The following is an 18,938-nucleotide window of genomic DNA, read 5'->3' as shown; positions in this document are numbered from 1 at the left end:
AACTCCCAAAAACCAAGACAACTATGGCTTCTCAAAAAAAATCGCGGAAATCTGCCTGCAAACTGGGTGCCGAAGACTCTTTGAAATTAGCTTGGCAACATCACCAAGCCGGCCGTTTGTTAGAAGCTGAGAATTTGTATCGGCAAATAATAGAAGTACAGCCGGAATCAGCAAACGTGCTCTGTTTGTTGGGAATAGCGGCGAGACAGCAGGGAAAAATTGCAGAGGCGATCGACTTTTACGAAAAGGCGATCGCCCAAAACCGCGATTTTGTAGAAGCGCATTTAAATAAAGCTAATCTTTTGCTGGATGTAGGCGAGTATCAAAGGGCGATCGCCAGTTACGAAGAAGTAATCAAAATTCAGCCAAATTCCGTCCTCGCCTACAATAATTTGGGCTGGGCAAAACAGCAATTAGGCGAAATAGACGCCGCTATTTTATATTACCAAACAGCGCTGCAGCTTGACTCCAACTTGCACGAAACAGCGCACAACTTAGGACATTTATATAAACAAAAAAATCAATTAAACGAGGCGATAGCTTATTACCTCCACGCTTTAAAAGTCAATCCAAATTTAACATACTCTCTGATGGGATTGGGAACAGTTTTGCAGCAGCAAGGTAAATTTGCTGAAGCTTTCAACTGCTACCAGCAAGCTGTAAAACTCGACCCCAACAATCCCGAAGCTCACAACAATGTAGGAGCATTTTTCCACGAACAAGGCAATGCAAAAGTAGCAATATCCCACTACCGACAAGCCTTAAAATTAAAGCCCGACTTCGTGGAGGCTATTAATAATCTCGGACACGCTTTGGTCGATTTAGGAGAGTTTCAAGAGGCTTTTTCTTGTCACATTCGAGCCTTGGAATTGCAGCCAGACAACGCCATCGCACACCTGGAATTAGGTTTAACTTTGCTCTTGTTCGGAGATTTTCAGCGCGGTTTTGCTGAATATGAGTGGCGGTGGCGCACTCCGCAACTACAACCGAGGCAATTTAAACAGCCGGTTTGGGATGGTTCGGATTTGCAGGGGAAAACTATTTTACTCCACGTCGAGCAAGGCTTTGGCGATTCTATTCAGTTTATTCGCTACGCGCCGATTCTTCGCAGCCGAGGCGCTAAAGTTATGGTGGCTTGCTACCCCGAACTGATGCGGTTGTTTGCGACAGTTGCTGGTATTGAATATTTATCAGTTAGTCTTGAGGGTTTGCCAGAATTTGACGTTCACGCACCTCTGATGAGTTTGCCGCGAATTGTGGGGACAACTCTGGAAACAATACCTGCAAATGTTCCTTATTTAGAGCCGCCTGCTGAGTGCAAATTTGCGCTTTCTTCTGATGCCAAATTGAAGGTAGGGATTGTTTGGGCGGGGAGTCCGAAGCGCCGGAAAGACAATCAGCGTTCTTGCAGCTTGAGCGATTTTATTCGATTTTTGGATGTTCCGGGAATCGCTTTTTATAGTTTACAAAAAAACTTGTCCGAGAGCGATCGCACTTTGTTGAACCAACACTTAGTGCCGGATTTAACTCCGCATTTGAACGACTTTGCTGATACCGCTTCGGCTATATCTCAACTGGATTTAGTCATTACTGTCGATACGGCTGTGGCGCACTTAGCCGGTGCTTTAGGAAAACCGGTTTGGGTGCTGCTTTCTTTTGCTCCTGACTGGCGTTGGCTGCTGGATCGTGAAGACAATCCTTGGTATCCAACTGCGAGGCTTTTCCGCCAAAGTCAGCCGGAAAGTTGGCAAGAATTGTTTGAGGAAGTACAGGCGGCTTTGAGTTTATTTGCGATCGCCAATACTGCTAGTTATTCCGAGGATGCTGCCAAAGATTCGCTTGACTTCGTTTCACTCGCCATGACTGCTAATGATCGGCCTGACCTCGATTCGGTGGCTCTCAACATGACAGGTGCAAGCGTGGTTAAAGAGAGTAAACAAATATTTGTGATGGCGAGCGAAGGGTTGGCAGAAGCCTCGGCAGTTAAGCAATCGCAGGGGATTGAGACATCGGCTGCGATCGGAACGGCTGGCGAGAATTTAGTTGTTTTAGAGGATTTATTGCGGCAAGCAGAACAGTTAATGGAAACAGGAGATAAGGAAGAGGCGATCGCCCTTTACGAACAGATTATATCTCTTGAGCCAAATTGCGTTCAAGCGCGGATTAATTTTGGTTTTCTCAAGCAAGAAAAGGGCGAATTGGAGGCCGCTATCCCGCATTACCGAGAAGCTTTAGCCATCGATCCAAATATTCCTCAAACAGCTTACAACTTGGCAAAGATTTTTGAGGAACAAGGTCAAGTGGAAGCGGCGATCGCACATTACGAGCAAGCTCTTGTAGCTCAACCGGATTTCGTACCCGCACTGATTAATTTAGCGGTGGCGCTGCAAGAAAAAGGGGAACTTCTAAGGGCGATCGATCTGTACCGGCGAGCGCTGGAAATTCATCCGCATAGCTGGGAAGCTTACAACAATCTGGCAACAGTGTTGCAAGAACAGGGCAATTTAGAAGATGCGCTGGAGTATTATCACAAAGCTCTAGAATTGCTGCCGGATTTTGTGGAAGCTATCAACAATTTAGGCAGGACATTTCTGGAAAAAGGCGCGGTAGAAGATGCGATATCCTGCTACAGACGGGCGATTCATTTAAGTCCAAATCACGCTAGCGCTCACCTGAATTTATCCTTGGCTTTGCTGTTGGTGGGAGATTTGGAAAATGGTCTCGCTGAATACGAGTGGCGCTGGCAAATAAAAGAATTTCACACTGGTCATTCGTGTTTTTTGACGGGGCCGGATAATACTGTTTCGGCGAGAGAATACCGGCCGCTGTGGGACGGTTCTGATTTGGTGGGAAAGACTATTTTGCTGCACGCCGAACAAGGTTTAGGCGATTCGCTTCAGTTTATTCGCTACGCTGCGATCGTCAAAAATAAAGGCGGTAGGGTCATTGTTGGCTGTTACCCGCAATTGCACCGTTTATTTGCAACGGTTGATGGCATTGATTTGCTAATAGTTAAAGGCGAGCAAATGCCGGAATTCGACGTGCAAGCGCCGATGTTGAGTTTGCCGTATATTATCGGTACAAAGCTGGAAACAATACCGGCAAATATTGCTTATTTATCTCCGCCTGCGGGTGCTGAATTTACGCTTTTGCCCGATCGCACTTTGAAAGTTGGGATTGTCTGGGCGGGGAATCCAAAACACCGCAAAAACAAGCAGCGTTCGTGCAGTTTAAGCCAGTTTCTGCCGCTTTTGGACGTTCCGGGGGTAAGTTTTTACAGCTTGCAGAAAGAGGTTTCCGAGGCCGATCGCGCCCTGTTGAATCAAACGCCGATCGTAGATTTGAGCCCGCATTTTGGCGATTTGGCCGATACTGCTGCTGCGATCGCCAAACTGGATTTAGTCATTAGTGTCGATACCGCTGTCGCCCATTTGGCGGGCGCTTTGGGCAAACCGGTGTGGATTTTGCTGGCGTTTTCGCCGGATTGGCGGTGGATGTTGCAACGCGAAGATAGTCCTTGGTATCCAAGCGCAAGGCTGTTTCGCCAGCATCAGCGGGGCGACTGGGAGAGCGTTTTCGCTCGGGTGGCGGAAGCTCTAGGCGCGGTTGCAGCAGCATCCCGGCCGTCGGATTCGGCGGAGGCAGAGTTTCGGTTGGGCGTGGATTTGCAGCAGCAAGCAGATTTTGGCGCTGCGATCGAATGTTACGAGCGAGCGATCGCGATCGACCCTAATTACGCAGCCGCGCACAGCAATTTAGGCGTTGTCAAACAGCAAAGCGGCCAGCTAACAGAGGCGATCGCGCACTACCGACAAGCCCTAGCAATCGACCGAAATTTGGCGGAAACTGCAAGCAATTTGGGCAGCGCGCTCGCGGAAGCAGGAGAGACTGAAGAGGCGATCGCAGAATACGAACGGGCGCTTTCTTTGAACCCGAATTGCCCGGAAGCGCTGATTAATTTGGGGCTGCTGCGGGAAGAGCAAGGAGATGTGGCGGAGGCTATAAGCTGCTACGAGCAAGCTATTCAAGTCAATCCTAATTGCGCGGCGGCTTATTTGAATTTGGGAATTGCTTTGGAGGAACAAGGGGAGGAAGCGGCAGCGGGCGCGAATTACGAACGGGCGATCGCGAATTACGAACGGGCGATCGCGATCGAGCCTAATTATTTAGATGCCTTGCACAACTTAGCATACGCCTCGATCCGACAGGGGCGAGTTGCAGATGCGATCGCATACTACGATCGAGCTCTGGCGCTGCAACCGGATTTGGCAGAAACCGATCTTGCTTTGGGGAGTTGGCTGTCAAACCAAGATAAGTTAGATGAGGCTCTAGCTTTTTGCCAGCAGGCGATTCAGAAATTGCCAGCCAGTGCACAGGCTCACTGCAATCTGGGAATTGTCCTGCAGAAACAGGGCAAAATTGAAGATGCGATCGGCTGCTATCAGCAAGCTTTGAGCCTGAAACCCGACTTTCCACAAGCTTTGAACAATCTCGGCCAAGCTTTTGAGGAAGCGGGAAAAATGGCAGAGGCGATCGATTGTTACCATCGGGCGATCGAACTCAAACCCGGCTATATCAATCCCCTCTACAGTTTGGCAAGTGCTTTCCACAATCGCGGACAATTTGCGGATGCTCTCACCTACTACAGCCAAGCAGTTAAATTCAATGTCGCTAGCCCCGAATCTCACCTAAATTTAGGTTTAGCTTTGCTGCTGGCGGGAGATTTTCAGCGCGGTTTTTCCGAGTACGAATGGCGACTGCTGGTTCAACAAAAAGAGTACCCGGGCTACAGTTTTCAACAGCCGGTTTGGGACGGCAAAGATTTGCAAGGAAAAACTATTTTGCTTTGCCCGGAACAGGGTTTAGGCGATGCAATTCAGTTTATCCGCTACGCAGATTTAGTCAAGGAAAAAGGCGGTAGGGTAATTGTTTGGTGTTTGCCGCAGTTGCAGCGCTTGTTTGCACAAGTTGCGGGAATCGATGGGTTAATAGTTAACCCAGAGGATGCGCCGGATTTTCAAGTGCGCGCGCAGCTAATGAGTTTGCCTCACCTTCTGGGAACAACTTTAGAAACTATACCGGCGAAGGTTCCTTATTTAGCTTCGCCGCCCGGTTTGGAATGTACTATTCGCCAAACTGCTAATTTGAAAATAGGGATTGTGTGGTCTGGAAATTCTCAACATTCCCAAAATAAGGTGCGATCGTTACCGCTAAATTTGTTGTCCAAACTGTTAGATATTCCGGGAGCAGAATTTTACAGCTTGCAAAAGGAAATGACAGCAGACGATAGCGCTTTGTTAGAGCAAATGCCCGTAACAGATTTAAGCTCTAATTTGCAAGACATGGCCTATACTGCGGCTGTAATATCGGCTCTGGATTTAGTGATTTCTGTAGATACTTCTGTGGCACACTTGGCTGGTGCTTTGGGCAAACCAGTGTGGATTTTGCTGTGTTTTGTGCCGGATTGGCGGTGGATGTTGCAACGCGAAGATAGTCCTTGGTACCCGACGGCGCGGCTGTTTCGCCAGTCAACAGCGGGAGATTGGGAAGGAGTTTTAGAACAAGCTAGTTTGGCGCTCAGAGAAAGAATTTCTCAGCATCAGGAAGCTCAACCACTAATAGAAGCTCAGCCCAATGTTGACTTAGCTCAAGAACAGTTCAATTGCGGAAATGTTCTGAAAGCGCAAGGTAGATTTTCCGAGGCGATCGCTTGTTTTAAAAATGCTTTAGTTTGGCAGCCGAATTCGATCGAAGCCGCCACGAATTTGGCAGTGACGCTGCACCAAACAGGCGATTTAGCCGAAGCTGCCGCCTATTATCAGCGCGCGATCGAAATCGATCCGAACTGCGCTCAAGCGCACAATAACTTGGGTATTTTGCTGCAAGATCGAGGCAATATACCCGATGCTGTATCTTGTTTTCAAAAGGCGATCGCCCTGAATCCGATTTACGTCAAAGCTCTCAACAATCTCGGCACCATACTCCAGCAGCAGGGCGATTTGCCGACTGCGATCGCCTGTTTTCATCAAGCACTTTCTGTCAATTCCAATTACGTGCCAGCGCTGGTAAATTTAGGTGTGGCGATGCAAGCACAATCTCAGCTAGACGAGGCCCAACGGCTTTACGAGCGTGCAATTGAAGCAGAACCTAACGATCCTGCAGGACACTATCACCTGGGAACGTTATGCTTGGGTGCGGGCAAAATAGAACAGGCAATTTCTAGTTTGGAACGAGCCATATCTTTGAACCCTAATTATATAGAAGCTATTACTAATTTAGGCAGTGCTTTTGAACAAGCAGGAGACATTAATCGAGCAATTGTATGTTACAATAAAGCGCTCGAAATAGATGCCGATTGTGTTAAGGCTCACTTCAATTTAAGCTTAGTATTGCTGTTGACTGGGGACTTGCCGCGCGGTTTAGCAGAATACGAGTGGCGGTGGCAAACAGAACAGGCGAAAAAATTGCCACGGTTGAATTTTGACCGACCAGTTTGGGACGGTTCAGATTTGAACGGCCAAACTATTTTGCTCCGATCCGAACAAGGTTTCGGCGATGCCATTCAATTTGTGCGGTATGCGGCAATTGTGCAGCAAAAAGGCGGCAAAGTAATCCTTTCTTGCTATCAAGAACTGAAGCGTTTATTTAAGCAGATTCCTGGCATCGAACAAGTGGTGGTTCGGATGGATGAATTGCCGGATTTCCAAGTGCAAGCACCGCTGATGAGTTTGCCGTATATTCTCGGAACAAATTTAAAAAATATACCGGCTAATGTTCCTTATTTAGCTGCGCCGCCGAATTGGCAATTTTCTCTAAATTCCGATGATCGGTTTAAAGTTGGGATTGCGTGGGCGGGAAGTTCGGAACATTTGAAGGATTTTCAGCGATCGAGCGATTTAAGCTATTTCCTGCAATTATTAGATATTCCAGGTGTAAGTTTTTACAGTCTTCAGAAAGAAATGTCGGCGGGCGATCGTACTTTGTTAACTCAAATTCCCGTGATAAATTTGAGCGACAATTTGAACGATTTTGCCGATACTGCGGCGGTGATATCGCAACTAGATTTAGTAATTTGCGTCGATACTGCGATCGCGCACTTAGCCGGTGCTTTGGGTAAACCGGTATGGATTTTGCTGTGTTTTATGCCGGATTGGCGGTGGATGTTGGAACGCGAAGATAGCCCTTGGTATCCGACGGCGCGGCTGTTTCGGCAGCAAACACCGGGCGATTGGGTGGGAGTTTGCGATCGCATAAAAACAGCCTTAAAACACCTAATTTCTACTCGTTCGCAAGCTGTTCTCGGTACAGGAGATAGCGAAGCTTCTGCTCGATTTTCCTTAGCGCCCGCACAGGTAAAATTTTACATAGCAAAGGCCTTAGAAAACCAAGGTAAAAAAGCAGACGCAGCCGCTCGTTACGAACAAGTAATTGCCACCTCACCCAGCCACGCCGAAGCCCACAGTTGTTTAGGTTATCTCAAACAGGAAAACGGGCAAATAACCGAGGCAATTTCGCACTACAAACAAGCGCTAGAAACCAATCCCAACCTTAGCGAAACAAACTTATATTTGGGTTCTGCCCTCGAAGAACAGGGACAAGTCACAGAGGCGATCGACTTCTACAATAAAGCAATTCAACTACGTCCCAACTCGCCAAATTGGCGCTTGGGACTAGCCTTAGCTTTGCTCTTAACTGGAAATTATGAGCCTGGTTTTGCGGAGTACGAATCGCGCTGGCAAACTGAACAATTGGATCCGTGTTATTTTGAGCAACCGCTTTGGGACGGCTCGGATTTGCAGGGAAAAACAATTTTATTGCACCCTGAACAAGGTTTTGGCGATACGATACAGTTTATCCGCTACGCGCCTTTAGTTAAGCAAAAAGGCGGCCAAGTTATTGTTGCTTGTCATGTCTTGCTGAAGCGTTTATTTGAAGGAATTCCAGGAGTCGATCGAGTAGGAGTCAGGCCGAGCGATTTGATAGATTTTCAAGTGCAAGCCCCGCTGATGAGTTTGCCGCGAATTCTGGGAACGACTTTGGAAAATATACCGGCAAATATTCCTTATTTAGCTCCGCCACAGGATTTTAAATTTTCCCTAGAGCAGAACAATAAACTAAAAGTAGGTATTGTGTGGGCGGGCGGCCCGCTGCACCGCAACAATCATCGGCGATCGTGTAAATTGAGCGATTTTGTGAAATTTGTCGATGTTCCGGGAGTGAGTTTTTACAGTCTTCAGAAAGATTTGTCAGCGGGCGATTCCCTACAGGATAGCTGCGCTTCGCGCACTTTATTAAAGCAACACCAAATTGAAGATTTGAGCGAACATTGCGTCGATTTTGCCGACACAGCAGCAATTATTTCGCAACTCGATTTAGTAATTTGCGTAGATACTTCTGTCGCGCACTTGGCCGGTGCTTTGGGCAAACCCGTCTGGATTTTGCTGTCTTTTGTTCCCGATTGGCGCTGGATGCTGGAACGCGAAGATAGCCCTTGGTATCCTACTGCGCGGTTGTTTAGGCAGCAAAAAGCCGGTGATTGGGATGGAGTTTGCGATCGCATAAAAGCAGCCTTGCTAGAGAGGGCGGGCACGGGGGCACCGCCCTTACAATCTACTCGTCTCCAGACTCAGCCTGGTAAGGCAGATGCTGATACTCTGCCTCAAATTAAACCCCCAGAAACTCCCCCACAAATTACCGGAATCGGCATTAGTTGGCCCCTCAGCATCACCAGCGGCTGGGGAATTTACGCCCTGAATTTAACACTGCAACTGCGGCAAAATCCTGCCTGGGAAGTTGCACTTTTAGCACCGCCATCAATCACCTCAGAATCAATGAATCCGCTGCATAAATCGCTGTTGTTACCTGTAATTGAAAAGCACAAAACTTTTCAGGAATTAGTAGCAGCAAATTCGGACAAACAAATCAGTTGTAATTTTCCCGTACTTTACGCTTTGGGGAATAATTTAGCATCGTCTGGAGTTGACCATCAAATTACCAGCGCTTGTCAAATAGGAGTCATATTTTTTGAAGACACGCGAATCACAGCAGCAGCACTAGAAACAGGCAAAAAATATAGCGCGATTGTCGCAGGTTCTAACTGGAATGCGGATGTTTTGAGAAGCTGCGGCTTGACTAATGTGGCGATGGTACATCAAGGAATTGACCCAACAATTTTCCATCCTGCACCCAAATCTAATCTATTTGGCGATCGCTTCGTCATTTTCTCCGGCGGCAAACTGGAATATCGCAAAGGTCAAGATATTGTAATTGCCGCTTTCAAACGATTTCGCGCCAAACATCCAGAGGCTTTGTTACTAACAACATGGCACAACTTCTGGCCTCAGTATATGTTAGGAATCGAACAAACCGGAAACGTTGTCGGACTTCCCAATATCAACCGCGACGGAAGTTTAGAAATTTCCCAATGGTTAGTGGCTAACGGTTTGCCGGTTGACTCTTTTATCGACATCGGCTTAATTCCCAATCACCTCACCGGACAAATTTTGCGAGAAGCCGACTGCGCTGTTTTCACCAACCGCTGTGAAGGCGGCACTAATTTAGTCGCGATGGAAAGTATGGCCTGCGGAATTCCGACTATTCTATCAGCAAATACTGGTCATTTAGACTTGATTTACAGCAACATTTGCTATCCTTTATGGAGCCAAGGACGAGTTAAACTGACTGCTCCTTTTTCCGGTGTAGAAGGTTGGGGAGAGTCTGATGTGGCAGAAGTTGTCGAGGCTTTGGAACAAGTTTATACTAATCGCGAAGAATCAAAACGGATCGGTTTAGCTGCGGCTAACTTTATGCGAGATTGGACTTGGGAAAAACAGGTTAAGCGTTTTTTGGATGTGATTGCTGATATGTAGATAACACTCAAGTCCTGACTAAAAACTTTCAGATAATTTTTCGTAGTAAAGACTTTAGTTCTTATAAAAAAGATTAATTCGCGATTGATTCCAATAGTTTGTTAGCACTGTTGACACTTTCAATATCGTATAGTTCGGGATTGTAAGAAACAATTTGTGCTACCAATTTATGATGGTAACTTTGAGCATTTTCATTCCTAGAACCATGAACGCTACGATAATTAAGAACTATTTCTCTCGTTCCCAAAAAAGGAATGCTATGTTTGTGACAATTAACCCAAAATTCCCAATCCTCATAACCTTCTTTCATCTCTGCTTTGTAACCGTTGACCAAATTCCAAACTGATTTGTGATACAATGAAGACGTGCAAATCATATTAGATTGTTTGATATTTTTTGGTGAATATAAATCATAACTGGGTATTGTGTGATTTTCATTCCCGCCAAAAAGTTTATAAGAACCAAATGCTATGCAAGGTACTTTGGATTTTAGACATATTTCTAAAAGACAAATCAAGGCATTTGGAGCTAAGATATCATCGGCATCTAAGGGCATTATGTATTGGCCGTTTGCTGCCGCTATGCCGGTATTTCTAGCCATTGATATCCCTTGATTAGCTTGCTCTATTAGCCTAATTTGATGCTGGGGATTTACTGCAATCGCATTTTTTGCTACTGTACTGGTAGTATCTAAGCTGCCGTCATTGACAATGATAATTTCCCAATTTTTGTAAGTTTGGTTAATCACGCTAGTTACTGCTTCCAGCAAAAAATGAGATTGATTGTAGCAGGGAATAATCACAGATACCAAAGGTCGATCTGCCAATTGTGGCGATGCTGAAACTTGTTTGACACTTTCTGATTGTAAATTATCTGCGGATTTTTTAGCAGCTTGCAAGCTGTAGAAATAAATTTTGGGATGGACGATCGCTAATTGATTCATATCGGTATGTTGATACTCATTTACTAACCTCGGATATCCCGACAAGTATTCTTGTTTAACAAAAATCAAGATATTCTGAGCGTACCAAGGCTCTACTTTGTCATTGTTCCATATTTTTTTTCTCAGGCAGTCAATAACTGCATAACCCTTTTTCTGAAAGTAATAAACCCAATATTGTGGCCACTGTTCGTTAACGTGTTCGACGCCTCCTTGAAATGGTATCGCAGCAGAAAACAGAATCAATGGTGCTAGTTGAGTGAGAGAATTAACAAAGTTTTCGGCACAGGTAGCCGGCAAATGTTCCGCAACTTCTAGGGAAATTGCTAAGTCAAACTTTCTGTTTATTTCCAGGGGTTGCTTTAAATCGGCGGATTGGAACTGATTTAAAGGAATTTGTAATAGAGTGCGATCGACATAATCGCCATCTATTCCCAAACAGTCGGCAATTCCCAACTTCTGAAAAGCCGCTAACCAACTTCCCGTACCGCAGCCCACATCCACCACACTTTTAGGTAAAATGGGTTGCAGCAAGTCTAACAGCAGGGGAATAATTTCTCTAGCAGAACTGCGAGTTCCTTCTCCGATTAATTGGTAAAAATTTCTTGTATAATATGACTGTTGGTTTTGATTGGTTTGGCTGCGTGTTTGAGAATTAACGGTCTCTAAACTGCTAATATTGTAACCGTGCAAATGTGCTGGCAACTGCCAGAAAATATTGGGATCTGGTCGATGTTTTACTGGCTCGACATTGCCCCGCCAAGCAGCCCCCATAATTTGCATTGTTTGATATACTACCGTTTGCCATCCCCTTTGCTTCAAGTAATCTAAACCTCGCTCCACATCGGGAGCAGTTAAATCGTGAAATAAAATTATTGCATCTTCCTCAGCCAATTTTTCGCAAACAATAGCATCATTTAATGGCCCATCACCTCCGTGTTCTCCGTCAATAAAAATTAACGACCATTTGCGGTTAAATTGAGCGGAAAATTCTTCTACTCTTTGGGGGCTGTAGCCGGGGATTAGCTCGACTGATGTTTGAACGCCAGACGCATTTAGAGCACCTTGAATTGAGTCGATTACGCTTTGTCTGATGTCTTCTCTTTCTAACAGCGGATCGACGACATCTAACTCAACTCCGGCGAGGGCTAAGTGACAGGCAGACCACCCTAGCCAGCAGCCAATTTCTAAGGCTTTTTTACCTTTGAATTGCAGGGCTGTATTGTAAAGGATGTGCGCTTCGTCGCGATTCAAAAACCCGATGAATGGATAGCGCTTATCTGCATACCAATTATGCGGAATTTCCCGGCGCAAGTAAGGCCAGTTACTTGCATTTGGATCGGCAATAATCATATTGGGGAAATAGGAGTCAGGTATAATTATTTGGAACCCTGGGGAAACATAATCGCCTGGTTGTAATAAATTATTTTTGCTAATTTCAGGTTGTTGGTAAGTCATTTTTGGTTTTTGAATTATTTGTATTGCTTCCTGTTTTTTAGGTTGATAACGGACGCTAATTTCCAGTATATCGCCGTCAGTTGCCATCAATTGTACTCGGTCAAACTGCTGGCGGCCGGCTAAATGCAAAATGCCGATCGCCTCCTGCGGCAAGTACGGCTCCACAAAACAGCCTCGCTGCTTGTCCCAAACCGGAAAACCGTTGAATATCCAATTGCACCAAGCTGGGAGCATTTCAGTCAGATTGAACAATTCGCCACTGTAAACAGCGAGGTTGAGGGCAAATTGATCTGTCATGACACAGCCGGATTTTTGCAATCCTCGATCTAGTTTTTCAGCCCATATTTCCCAATGCAAAGCATCTTTTCGGAGTGCGAAAACTCCGGCATTTAATATCGGATAACTGTAGAATTTCTTAGCAATTTCTTCACCAAAGTTAGCTTCATATTGTTGATAAACCCACTGCCAAAACTGAGGAAGTTGCCCGTACTGCTGCAAGCTTGCCCTGTGAACTTCGGGAACAATTGCCAGTCCCCGGCGCGATGCTCCTTCAACCAACAAATTAATTGCTCTCCAGTCTTGAACCCAAGCATCTGCATCTATCCAAAGGTATATATCAAAATTGGGAAAGTATTTTCGCAAACAAGGTCTAACTAATAGTCCTTTTAAATGTTCGGGAGATTCATTTCTGCCAGGAAAGTCAAAGTCCCAATCGGGCTTTTGAATGATATTAACTTGTGTTTCCAGCCACTGCAACTGTTCGGGAGTGCAGCCGAGATCGAAAAAGCCGATCGCCACATTTTCACCCTCTGGTTTTTCCCGCACCGATAAAATAGTGCCTCGCACTAATTCAAAGTAATTTGCATCGGCGGCCGTGATGATGATAATCTGCATAAATAGTAACGGGTGCATCTCGTTGGGTGGGGGCGGGTTTATTTAACCTGTTTGCACCGTTGAGGGCGATGGGTGAACCCGCCCCTACAGGCTGCTTGAAAAGTCTGATTAAATTATAGGGCAGGGTAGGGTGCGCCGAAGCACCGCAATATTCATAAAACTATACTATGGAGACGATCGAGGAGGAATTGTGAAAAACCACAAAGGGAAAGTTTATCTAGTCGGTGCAGGGCCCGGAGATTGTAACTTGATGACAGTGCGATCGCACAAACTGCTATCCCAAGCCGAAGTCTTAATCTACGATGCTCTCATCGACATCCCGCAACTCGAATTAATCCCAGCAACTTGTCGGAAAATCGAAGTCGGGAAACGCGGCGGCAAACCTTCCACCCAGCAGCAAGAAATTAACCGTTTGCTGGTAGAACATTGCAAACTAGGAAAACAAGTAATCCGCTTAAAAAGCGGCGATCCGTTTATTTTTGGTCGTTCTAGTTCCGAAATTCAAGCCTTAATCACAGCGGGCTGCGACTTTGAAGTAATACCCGGAATCTCCTCCGCCTTAGCCGCACCTTTACTAGCAGGAATTCCCCTCACAGATCCGGTAATGAGTCGCTGTTTTGCAGTGATGAGCGCCCATGAACCCGATGCTTTGGAATGGGAAGCATTAGTGCAGATAGAAACTTTGGTAATATTGATGGGAGGGCGCAATTTAAGCGACATAATTTGGCAATTGCAAAAACACGGACGATCGCCCGAAACTCCGATCGCCATTATCCGAGATTGCGGCCGCCCCGAACAGCAAATTTGGCTGGGCACTCTCTCAAATATTGTACAGCAAACAGCAGGTCAATCTCTATCGCCTTGCGCGATCGTAATTGGGGAAGTAGTTAGATTGCGCGAATATTTAATCCATCCAAAAAGCACAAATATGATCGATACACCAGTCACCACTAATAACAGCCAATTGCCGCTAGCAGGACAAACAATTTTAGTCACCCGATCGGCTTCTCAGTCGGCTGAATTTAGCGATCGACTCCAGCAACAAGGAGCTCGCGCGATCGAAATGCCCGCCTTGGTAATTGGGCCACCTTCGAGTTGGGAACCATTAGACAGTGCGATCGCACAATTGTCAAGCTTTCACTGGTTAATTCTCACTTCCCACAACGCTGTAGACTGCTTTTTTCAACGATTACAAGCAAAAGGCAAAGACGCCCGCAGCTTGTTTGGTATTAAAATCGCAGTTGTCGGGAAAAAAACAGCAGAAAGTTTGCGATCGCACTCTCTACAACCAGACTTTATTCCCCCCAACTTTGTCGCCGATTCCCTAGTCGAGAACTTCCCCTGGCAGGGCGGGCACGGGGGCACCGCCCCTACAAACTGCAAAATCCTATTTCCGAGAGTAGAAAGCGGCGGCAGAGAAGTTTTAGTTAAAGAATTCACCGCCAAAGGAGCGCAAGTAATAGAAGTGCCAGCTTACCAATCTTGCTGTCCCGAAACAATCGATCCGATCGCCCTCTCTGCACTCCAAAATCAAGCCGTAAATATCATAACATTTGCCAGTTCCAAAACCGTACATAACTTCTGCAATCTTATAGAAAAAATCCCCGAATTGTCGCTGTCTAAGGATTGGTTGGAAAACGTTTGCATCGCATCCATCGGCCCGGAAACTTCCAAAAGCTGTCAGAAATTATTGGGTAAGTTAGATGTGGAAGCCAAAGAATACACCTTAGATGGATTGACTGAGGCGATCGTTGAATGGACACAAGCGAGGTTGTAAAATAGTTGTACGCTCATTAGGAGGAAAGAAACATGACCGCAAAAGACCAACTTCTTCAAGAACTCGACCAAGTACCAGAACCCTTGCTGCTGAAAGTGCTTGAATTTGTCCGTTCCTTAAAAACTGAAGAAGAACAACAAAAACTAGAAGCCAAAGCATGGCAGGCATATCTAGATTCAGAACGGGAAAGAAAGGAGGTTTACCGTCGCCTTGCCAACTCCTAATTTTGTCAGCAAAAGTATGGTTTTAAGTATCCACGCCAGACAGATAGAAAGATTTGGCGGCACTCCCGGCGTCAGAGATGAAAGCTTGTTAGAGTCGGCTTTGGCTCAACCGCAAGCAACTTTTGGGGGTCAATTTTTGCATTCAACGATTAGCGAACAAGCTGCCGCCTATCTCTATCACATAGCCATGAATCATCCCTTGATTGACGGCAATAAACGAACGGCTTTTGCCGTGACAGATACCTTTTTGCGTTTGAACGGTTGCACTCTGAATTTGACGGACGATCGAGCATATGATTTAGTCATGCGAGTCGCACGGGGAACGATGACTAAGGAAGAATTAAGCACCGAGTTCGAGTCATGTATTGTTTAGTTTTAATAAGTAAGTTGGGCAGCCTGCATGAGGATTAATTAAGGTATGCAGTGCGAACCATACAGTGAAAAAGGGAATCGCGGAACAAAAAAGCCAGTAAAATTATCATCATTAAAGAACAAAGCCGAGCTCCTTTGCGTCAAATCAGTAATAAAACTAAACAGAAAATAGCACAAACCGCCGATCGCCCTTTCTCCCGCAAATCCCGCTACCCAACTACAAATTAGCAATAGCCATGAATATAAATTTTTCTCGCTACGACACCTTAACCACCCTGCTAGCAGGAACTACCGCAGCCTTAACCATAGTCATCAACCAACCCGCGATCGCCAAAACCCCCCAAGAAGTCGCCAGCATTGCCGGGCCGCTGACAGTACAAATTAACAGTTCCCTCGGAGACGGTTCTGGGGTAATTATTGCCAAAAAAGGCAAAACTTACACAGTTTTAACAGTCAATCACGTCGTAGAAAAAGCAGACGTGAAATACACAGTTCGCACGTCGATCGGCAAAAACTATCAAGCAACCTCCGTCACCCGCTTGCAAATCGCCGAAACAGACCCGGATTTAGCCGTAGTCAAATTTGAAAGCCCAGAAGACTATCCAGTCGCGACGATCGCCGATTCCGATCTCGCCGTCATCGGCACTCAAATCTTCGTTTACGGCTATCCCGCTACGGGCGGACTTTTCGGCGCCGAACGAGAACCAGAACTCTCTCCCGGACTCGTTACCAGCCGCCCTGGCAAACGCCCGGAAGGTTACACTTTGCGGTATCAAGCCGTAACTTGGAGCGGCATGAGCGGCGGCCCAGTTTTTGACTCCGAAGCCCGAGTCATCGGTTTACACGGACAAGGCGAATTCGGTTTCGCCCAAACCAGTTCCGGCGAAGTCGCCCCGATTAAAACCGGATTTAACGCAGCAGTTCCCATCAATACATTTATCGCCAAGCTGGTGGCGGCGGGAATAAACAAATCCGAGTTGAAAGTAGACAATACTCCCGCAAGCAGCGGCCCGGTATCCACCGCCAATCCGCAAGACGCCCAAGCTTATTATTTTCGAGGACTTTCGCGGTTAGATCAAGACAATCCTTCGGGGGCGATCGAGGATTTCAACAAAGCACTCACTTTCAAGCCCAACTACACTCCCGAATTGTACTTCAACATTGGCAATGCCCGCACTCTGATCGCCAGCATCGAGACAACCCGCGCGCCCAGCGCTATTCAAGCATACACGCAGGCGATCGAAGCCAATCCCGGTTTTGCCGACGCTTACTACAACCGAGCTTTAGCTTACCTGGACAACAAAAACCAACCGAAAGCAATTGCCGACTTTCAAAAAGCAGCAGAACTTTACAAGCAAGGCGGCAGAACGAGTGCCTATCAAGACGCGCTCAACAGAATCAAACAGTTGCAATAAACTTAGCATTTAAGAGTTCAAACATCAAAATGAAGCTATTCATTTTGATGTTTGAATTTCCAACTAGGGTAATTAATATAATCAGCAACTACCATGAACGTAAATTTTTCCCGTTACGACACCTTGACCACCTTGCTAGCAGGGACTACGGCTGCCCTAACCATAATCATCAGCCAAAGTGCGATCGCCAAAACTCCCCAAGAAGTCGCCAACATTGCCGGGCCGCTGACAGTACAAATTAACAGTTCCCTCGGAGACGGTTCTGGGGTAATTATTGCCAAAACAGGCAAAACTTACACAGTTTTAACAGTCAACCACGTCGTAGAAAAACCCGATCTCAAATACACAGTTCGCACCTCCACAGGCAAAAACTATCAAGCAACCTCTGTCACCGGGCTGCAAACAGCCGAAACAGAGGCGGATTTAGCCGTAGTCAAATTTGAAAGCCCCGAAGAATATCCAGTCGCGACGATCGCCGATTCCGACACAGCCGTCATCGGCACTCAAATCTTCGTTTACGGCTATCCCGCTACCGGCGGACTTTTCGGCGCCGAACGAGAACCAGAACTCTCTCCCGGACTCGTTACCAGCCGCCCGCGCAACCGCCCGGAAGGTTACACTTTGCGGTATCAGGCCGTAACTTGGAGCGGCATGAGCGGCGGCCCAGTTTTTGACTCCGACGGCCGAGTCATCGGTTTACACGGACAAGGGGAATTCGGTTTCGCGCAAACCAGTTCCGGCGAAGTCGCCCCAATTAAAACTGGATTTAATGCAGCAGTTCCGATCAATACTTTTATGGCGAAACTGGCGGCGGCGGGAATGAACAAATCCGATTTGAAAGTAGACAATTCTCGCCCCACCGCAGTTCCCCTATCCACCCTCAACCCAAAAGACGCCCCAGCCTTTTATTTTCGAGGACTTTCGCGGTTAGATCGAGGAGAGGCTTTGGACGCGATCGCCGATTTCAACAAAGCACTCGCTTTCAAGCCCAACTACACCCCTGAATTGTATTTTAATATCGGCAATGCCCGCACTTTATACGCCGCCCTACTCGATCCCGCATTGGACAACGGCCGCTATCCAAACCCTATTGAAGCATACACGAACGCGATCGAAGCCAATCCCGGTTTTGCCGACGCCTACTACAACAGGGCTCTAGCCTACCTAGATCAAAAAAACCAACCGAAAGCAATTGCCGACTTTCAAAAAGCAGCAGAACTTTACAAGCAAGGCGGCAGAACGAGTGCCTATCAAGACGCGCTCAACAGAATCAAACAATTGCAGTAGAATTAGAAGTTAAGAATTAAGAAGTAAAAATGAGTTATCCCATTTTTACTTCTTAATGTCGTTTATAAAAACAGCAGGTAAATAACAATGACTGCTATCACCTTAAACCTCAATTCCATTATCAAACTAACTTCCGAACAGTTTTATCAACTGTGCGAAGCAAACCCGGACTTGAAACTTGAACGGAACGCCAACGGAGAATTAATTGTCATGCCCCCAACCGGAGGAGAAACAGGAAAAAGCAACTCAACAGCGAATGCTCAAATCTGGACGTGGAACGATCGAACTGAACTCGGAGAAGTGTTTGATTCCTCCACAGGGTTTACTCTGCCCAATAAAGCCGATCGCTCTCCTGATGTCTCCTGGGTAGAAAAATCCCGCTGGTCAGCTTTGACGCCCGAACAAAGAGAAAAATTCATCCCGCTTTGTCCCGATTTTGTCATTGAATTAGTCTCGCCCAGCGACAGTTTGAAAAAAAGTCAGGAAAAAATGCAAGAATATATGGAAAATGGCTGCCGTTTGGGTTGGCTGATTAACCGCAAAAAACGCGAAGTTGAAATTTATCGCCCCGGTCAAGATGTGGAAGTTTTACAATCTCCTCTCACCCTTTCTGGGGAAAATGTTTTACCTGGGTTTGTGCTCAGTTTGCCAAAAATTTGGAATTAATTTGAGTTATCAATTGTTTTAAAATTTCAAAAAAAA

8 protein-coding genes are annotated in these 18,938 nt (G+C 46.3%); 7 read left to right on the top strand and 1 reads right to left on the bottom strand.

Translation table 11 applies throughout. The features are described 5' to 3' along the window. Positions 1-23 precede the first annotated feature (23 nt). Complete coding sequence (locus OSC7112_RS21740; protein WP_015177924.1) at positions 24-9,869, top strand: tetratricopeptide repeat protein; 9,846 nt, start codon at positions 24-26, stop codon at positions 9,867-9,869. A 73-nt stretch (positions 9,870-9,942) separates the two neighbouring features. Here OSC7112_RS21740 and OSC7112_RS21735 read toward each other — a convergent pair whose 3' ends face one another. After that, positions 9,943-13,161, bottom strand: a complete 3,219-nt coding sequence (locus tag OSC7112_RS21735; RefSeq protein WP_150111579.1) for a glycosyltransferase — start codon at positions 13,159-13,161, stop codon at positions 9,943-9,945. Positions 13,162-13,351: 190 nt separating this feature from the next. On the opposite strand from OSC7112_RS21735, the gene cobA reads away from it, so the two are divergent. From cobA to OSC7112_RS21705, 6 genes are all read left to right on the top strand, one after another. Further along, a complete protein-coding gene (gene cobA, locus OSC7112_RS21730; protein ID WP_015177922.1) occupies positions 13,352-14,938 on the top strand; it encodes a uroporphyrinogen-III C-methyltransferase in 1,587 nt (528 codons plus the stop codon). Positions 14,939-14,970: 32 nt separating this feature from the next. Continuing rightward, positions 14,971-15,162, top strand: a complete 192-nt coding sequence (locus tag OSC7112_RS21725) for a hypothetical protein (protein ID WP_015177921.1) — start codon at positions 14,971-14,973, stop codon at positions 15,160-15,162. Positions 15,163-15,178: 16 nt separating this feature from the next. Then, complete coding sequence (locus OSC7112_RS21720; RefSeq protein ID WP_041622674.1) at positions 15,179-15,535, top strand: type II toxin-antitoxin system death-on-curing family toxin; 357 nt, start codon at positions 15,179-15,181, stop codon at positions 15,533-15,535. A 235-nt stretch (positions 15,536-15,770) separates the two neighbouring features. After that, complete coding sequence (locus tag OSC7112_RS21715; RefSeq protein WP_015177919.1) at positions 15,771-16,949, top strand: tetratricopeptide repeat-containing S1 family peptidase; 1,179 nt, start codon at positions 15,771-15,773, stop codon at positions 16,947-16,949. Positions 16,950-17,042: 93 nt separating this feature from the next. Then, positions 17,043-18,236: a tetratricopeptide repeat-containing S1 family peptidase gene (locus OSC7112_RS21710; RefSeq protein ID WP_015177918.1), complete on the top strand. Its 1,194-nt coding sequence runs from the start codon at positions 17,043-17,045 to the stop codon at positions 18,234-18,236. A gap of 87 nt (positions 18,237-18,323) precedes the next feature. After that, the gene (locus OSC7112_RS21705; RefSeq protein WP_015177917.1) at positions 18,324-18,902 is read left to right on the top strand and encodes a Uma2 family endonuclease; all 579 of its coding nucleotides are present in this window, start codon (positions 18,324-18,326) and stop codon (positions 18,900-18,902) included. Positions 18,903-18,938 lie beyond the last annotated feature (36 nt).

Origin of the sequence: Oscillatoria nigro-viridis PCC 7112, from assembly GCF_000317475.1 — a bacterium.
In the GTDB taxonomy this organism is placed as follows: domain Bacteria; phylum Cyanobacteriota; class Cyanobacteriia; order Cyanobacteriales; family Microcoleaceae; genus Microcoleus; species Microcoleus nigroviridis.
This window is presented reverse-complemented; position numbering and strand designations above follow the sequence as displayed.

What these genes read in the sequence shown, in the direction of transcription:
- OSC7112_RS21740 (WP_015177924.1), top strand. Translation starts at nt 24, where the DNA reads ATGGCTTCTCAAAAAAAATCGCGGAAATCTGCCTGCAAACTGGGTGCC.
- OSC7112_RS21720 (WP_041622674.1), top strand. Translation starts at nt 15,179, where the DNA reads ATGGTTTTAAGTATCCACGCCAGACAGATAGAAAGATTTGGCGGCACT.
- OSC7112_RS21715 (WP_015177919.1), top strand. Translation starts at nt 15,771, where the DNA reads ATGAATATAAATTTTTCTCGCTACGACACCTTAACCACCCTGCTAGCA.
- OSC7112_RS21735 (WP_150111579.1), bottom strand. Translation starts at nt 13,161, where the DNA reads ATGCAGATTATCATCATCACGGCCGCCGATGCAAATTACTTTGAATTA.
- OSC7112_RS21725 (WP_015177921.1), top strand. Translation starts at nt 14,971, where the DNA reads ATGACCGCAAAAGACCAACTTCTTCAAGAACTCGACCAAGTACCAGAA.
- OSC7112_RS21705 (WP_015177917.1), top strand. Translation starts at nt 18,324, where the DNA reads ATGACTGCTATCACCTTAAACCTCAATTCCATTATCAAACTAACTTCC.
- OSC7112_RS21710 (WP_015177918.1), top strand. Translation starts at nt 17,043, where the DNA reads ATGAACGTAAATTTTTCCCGTTACGACACCTTGACCACCTTGCTAGCA.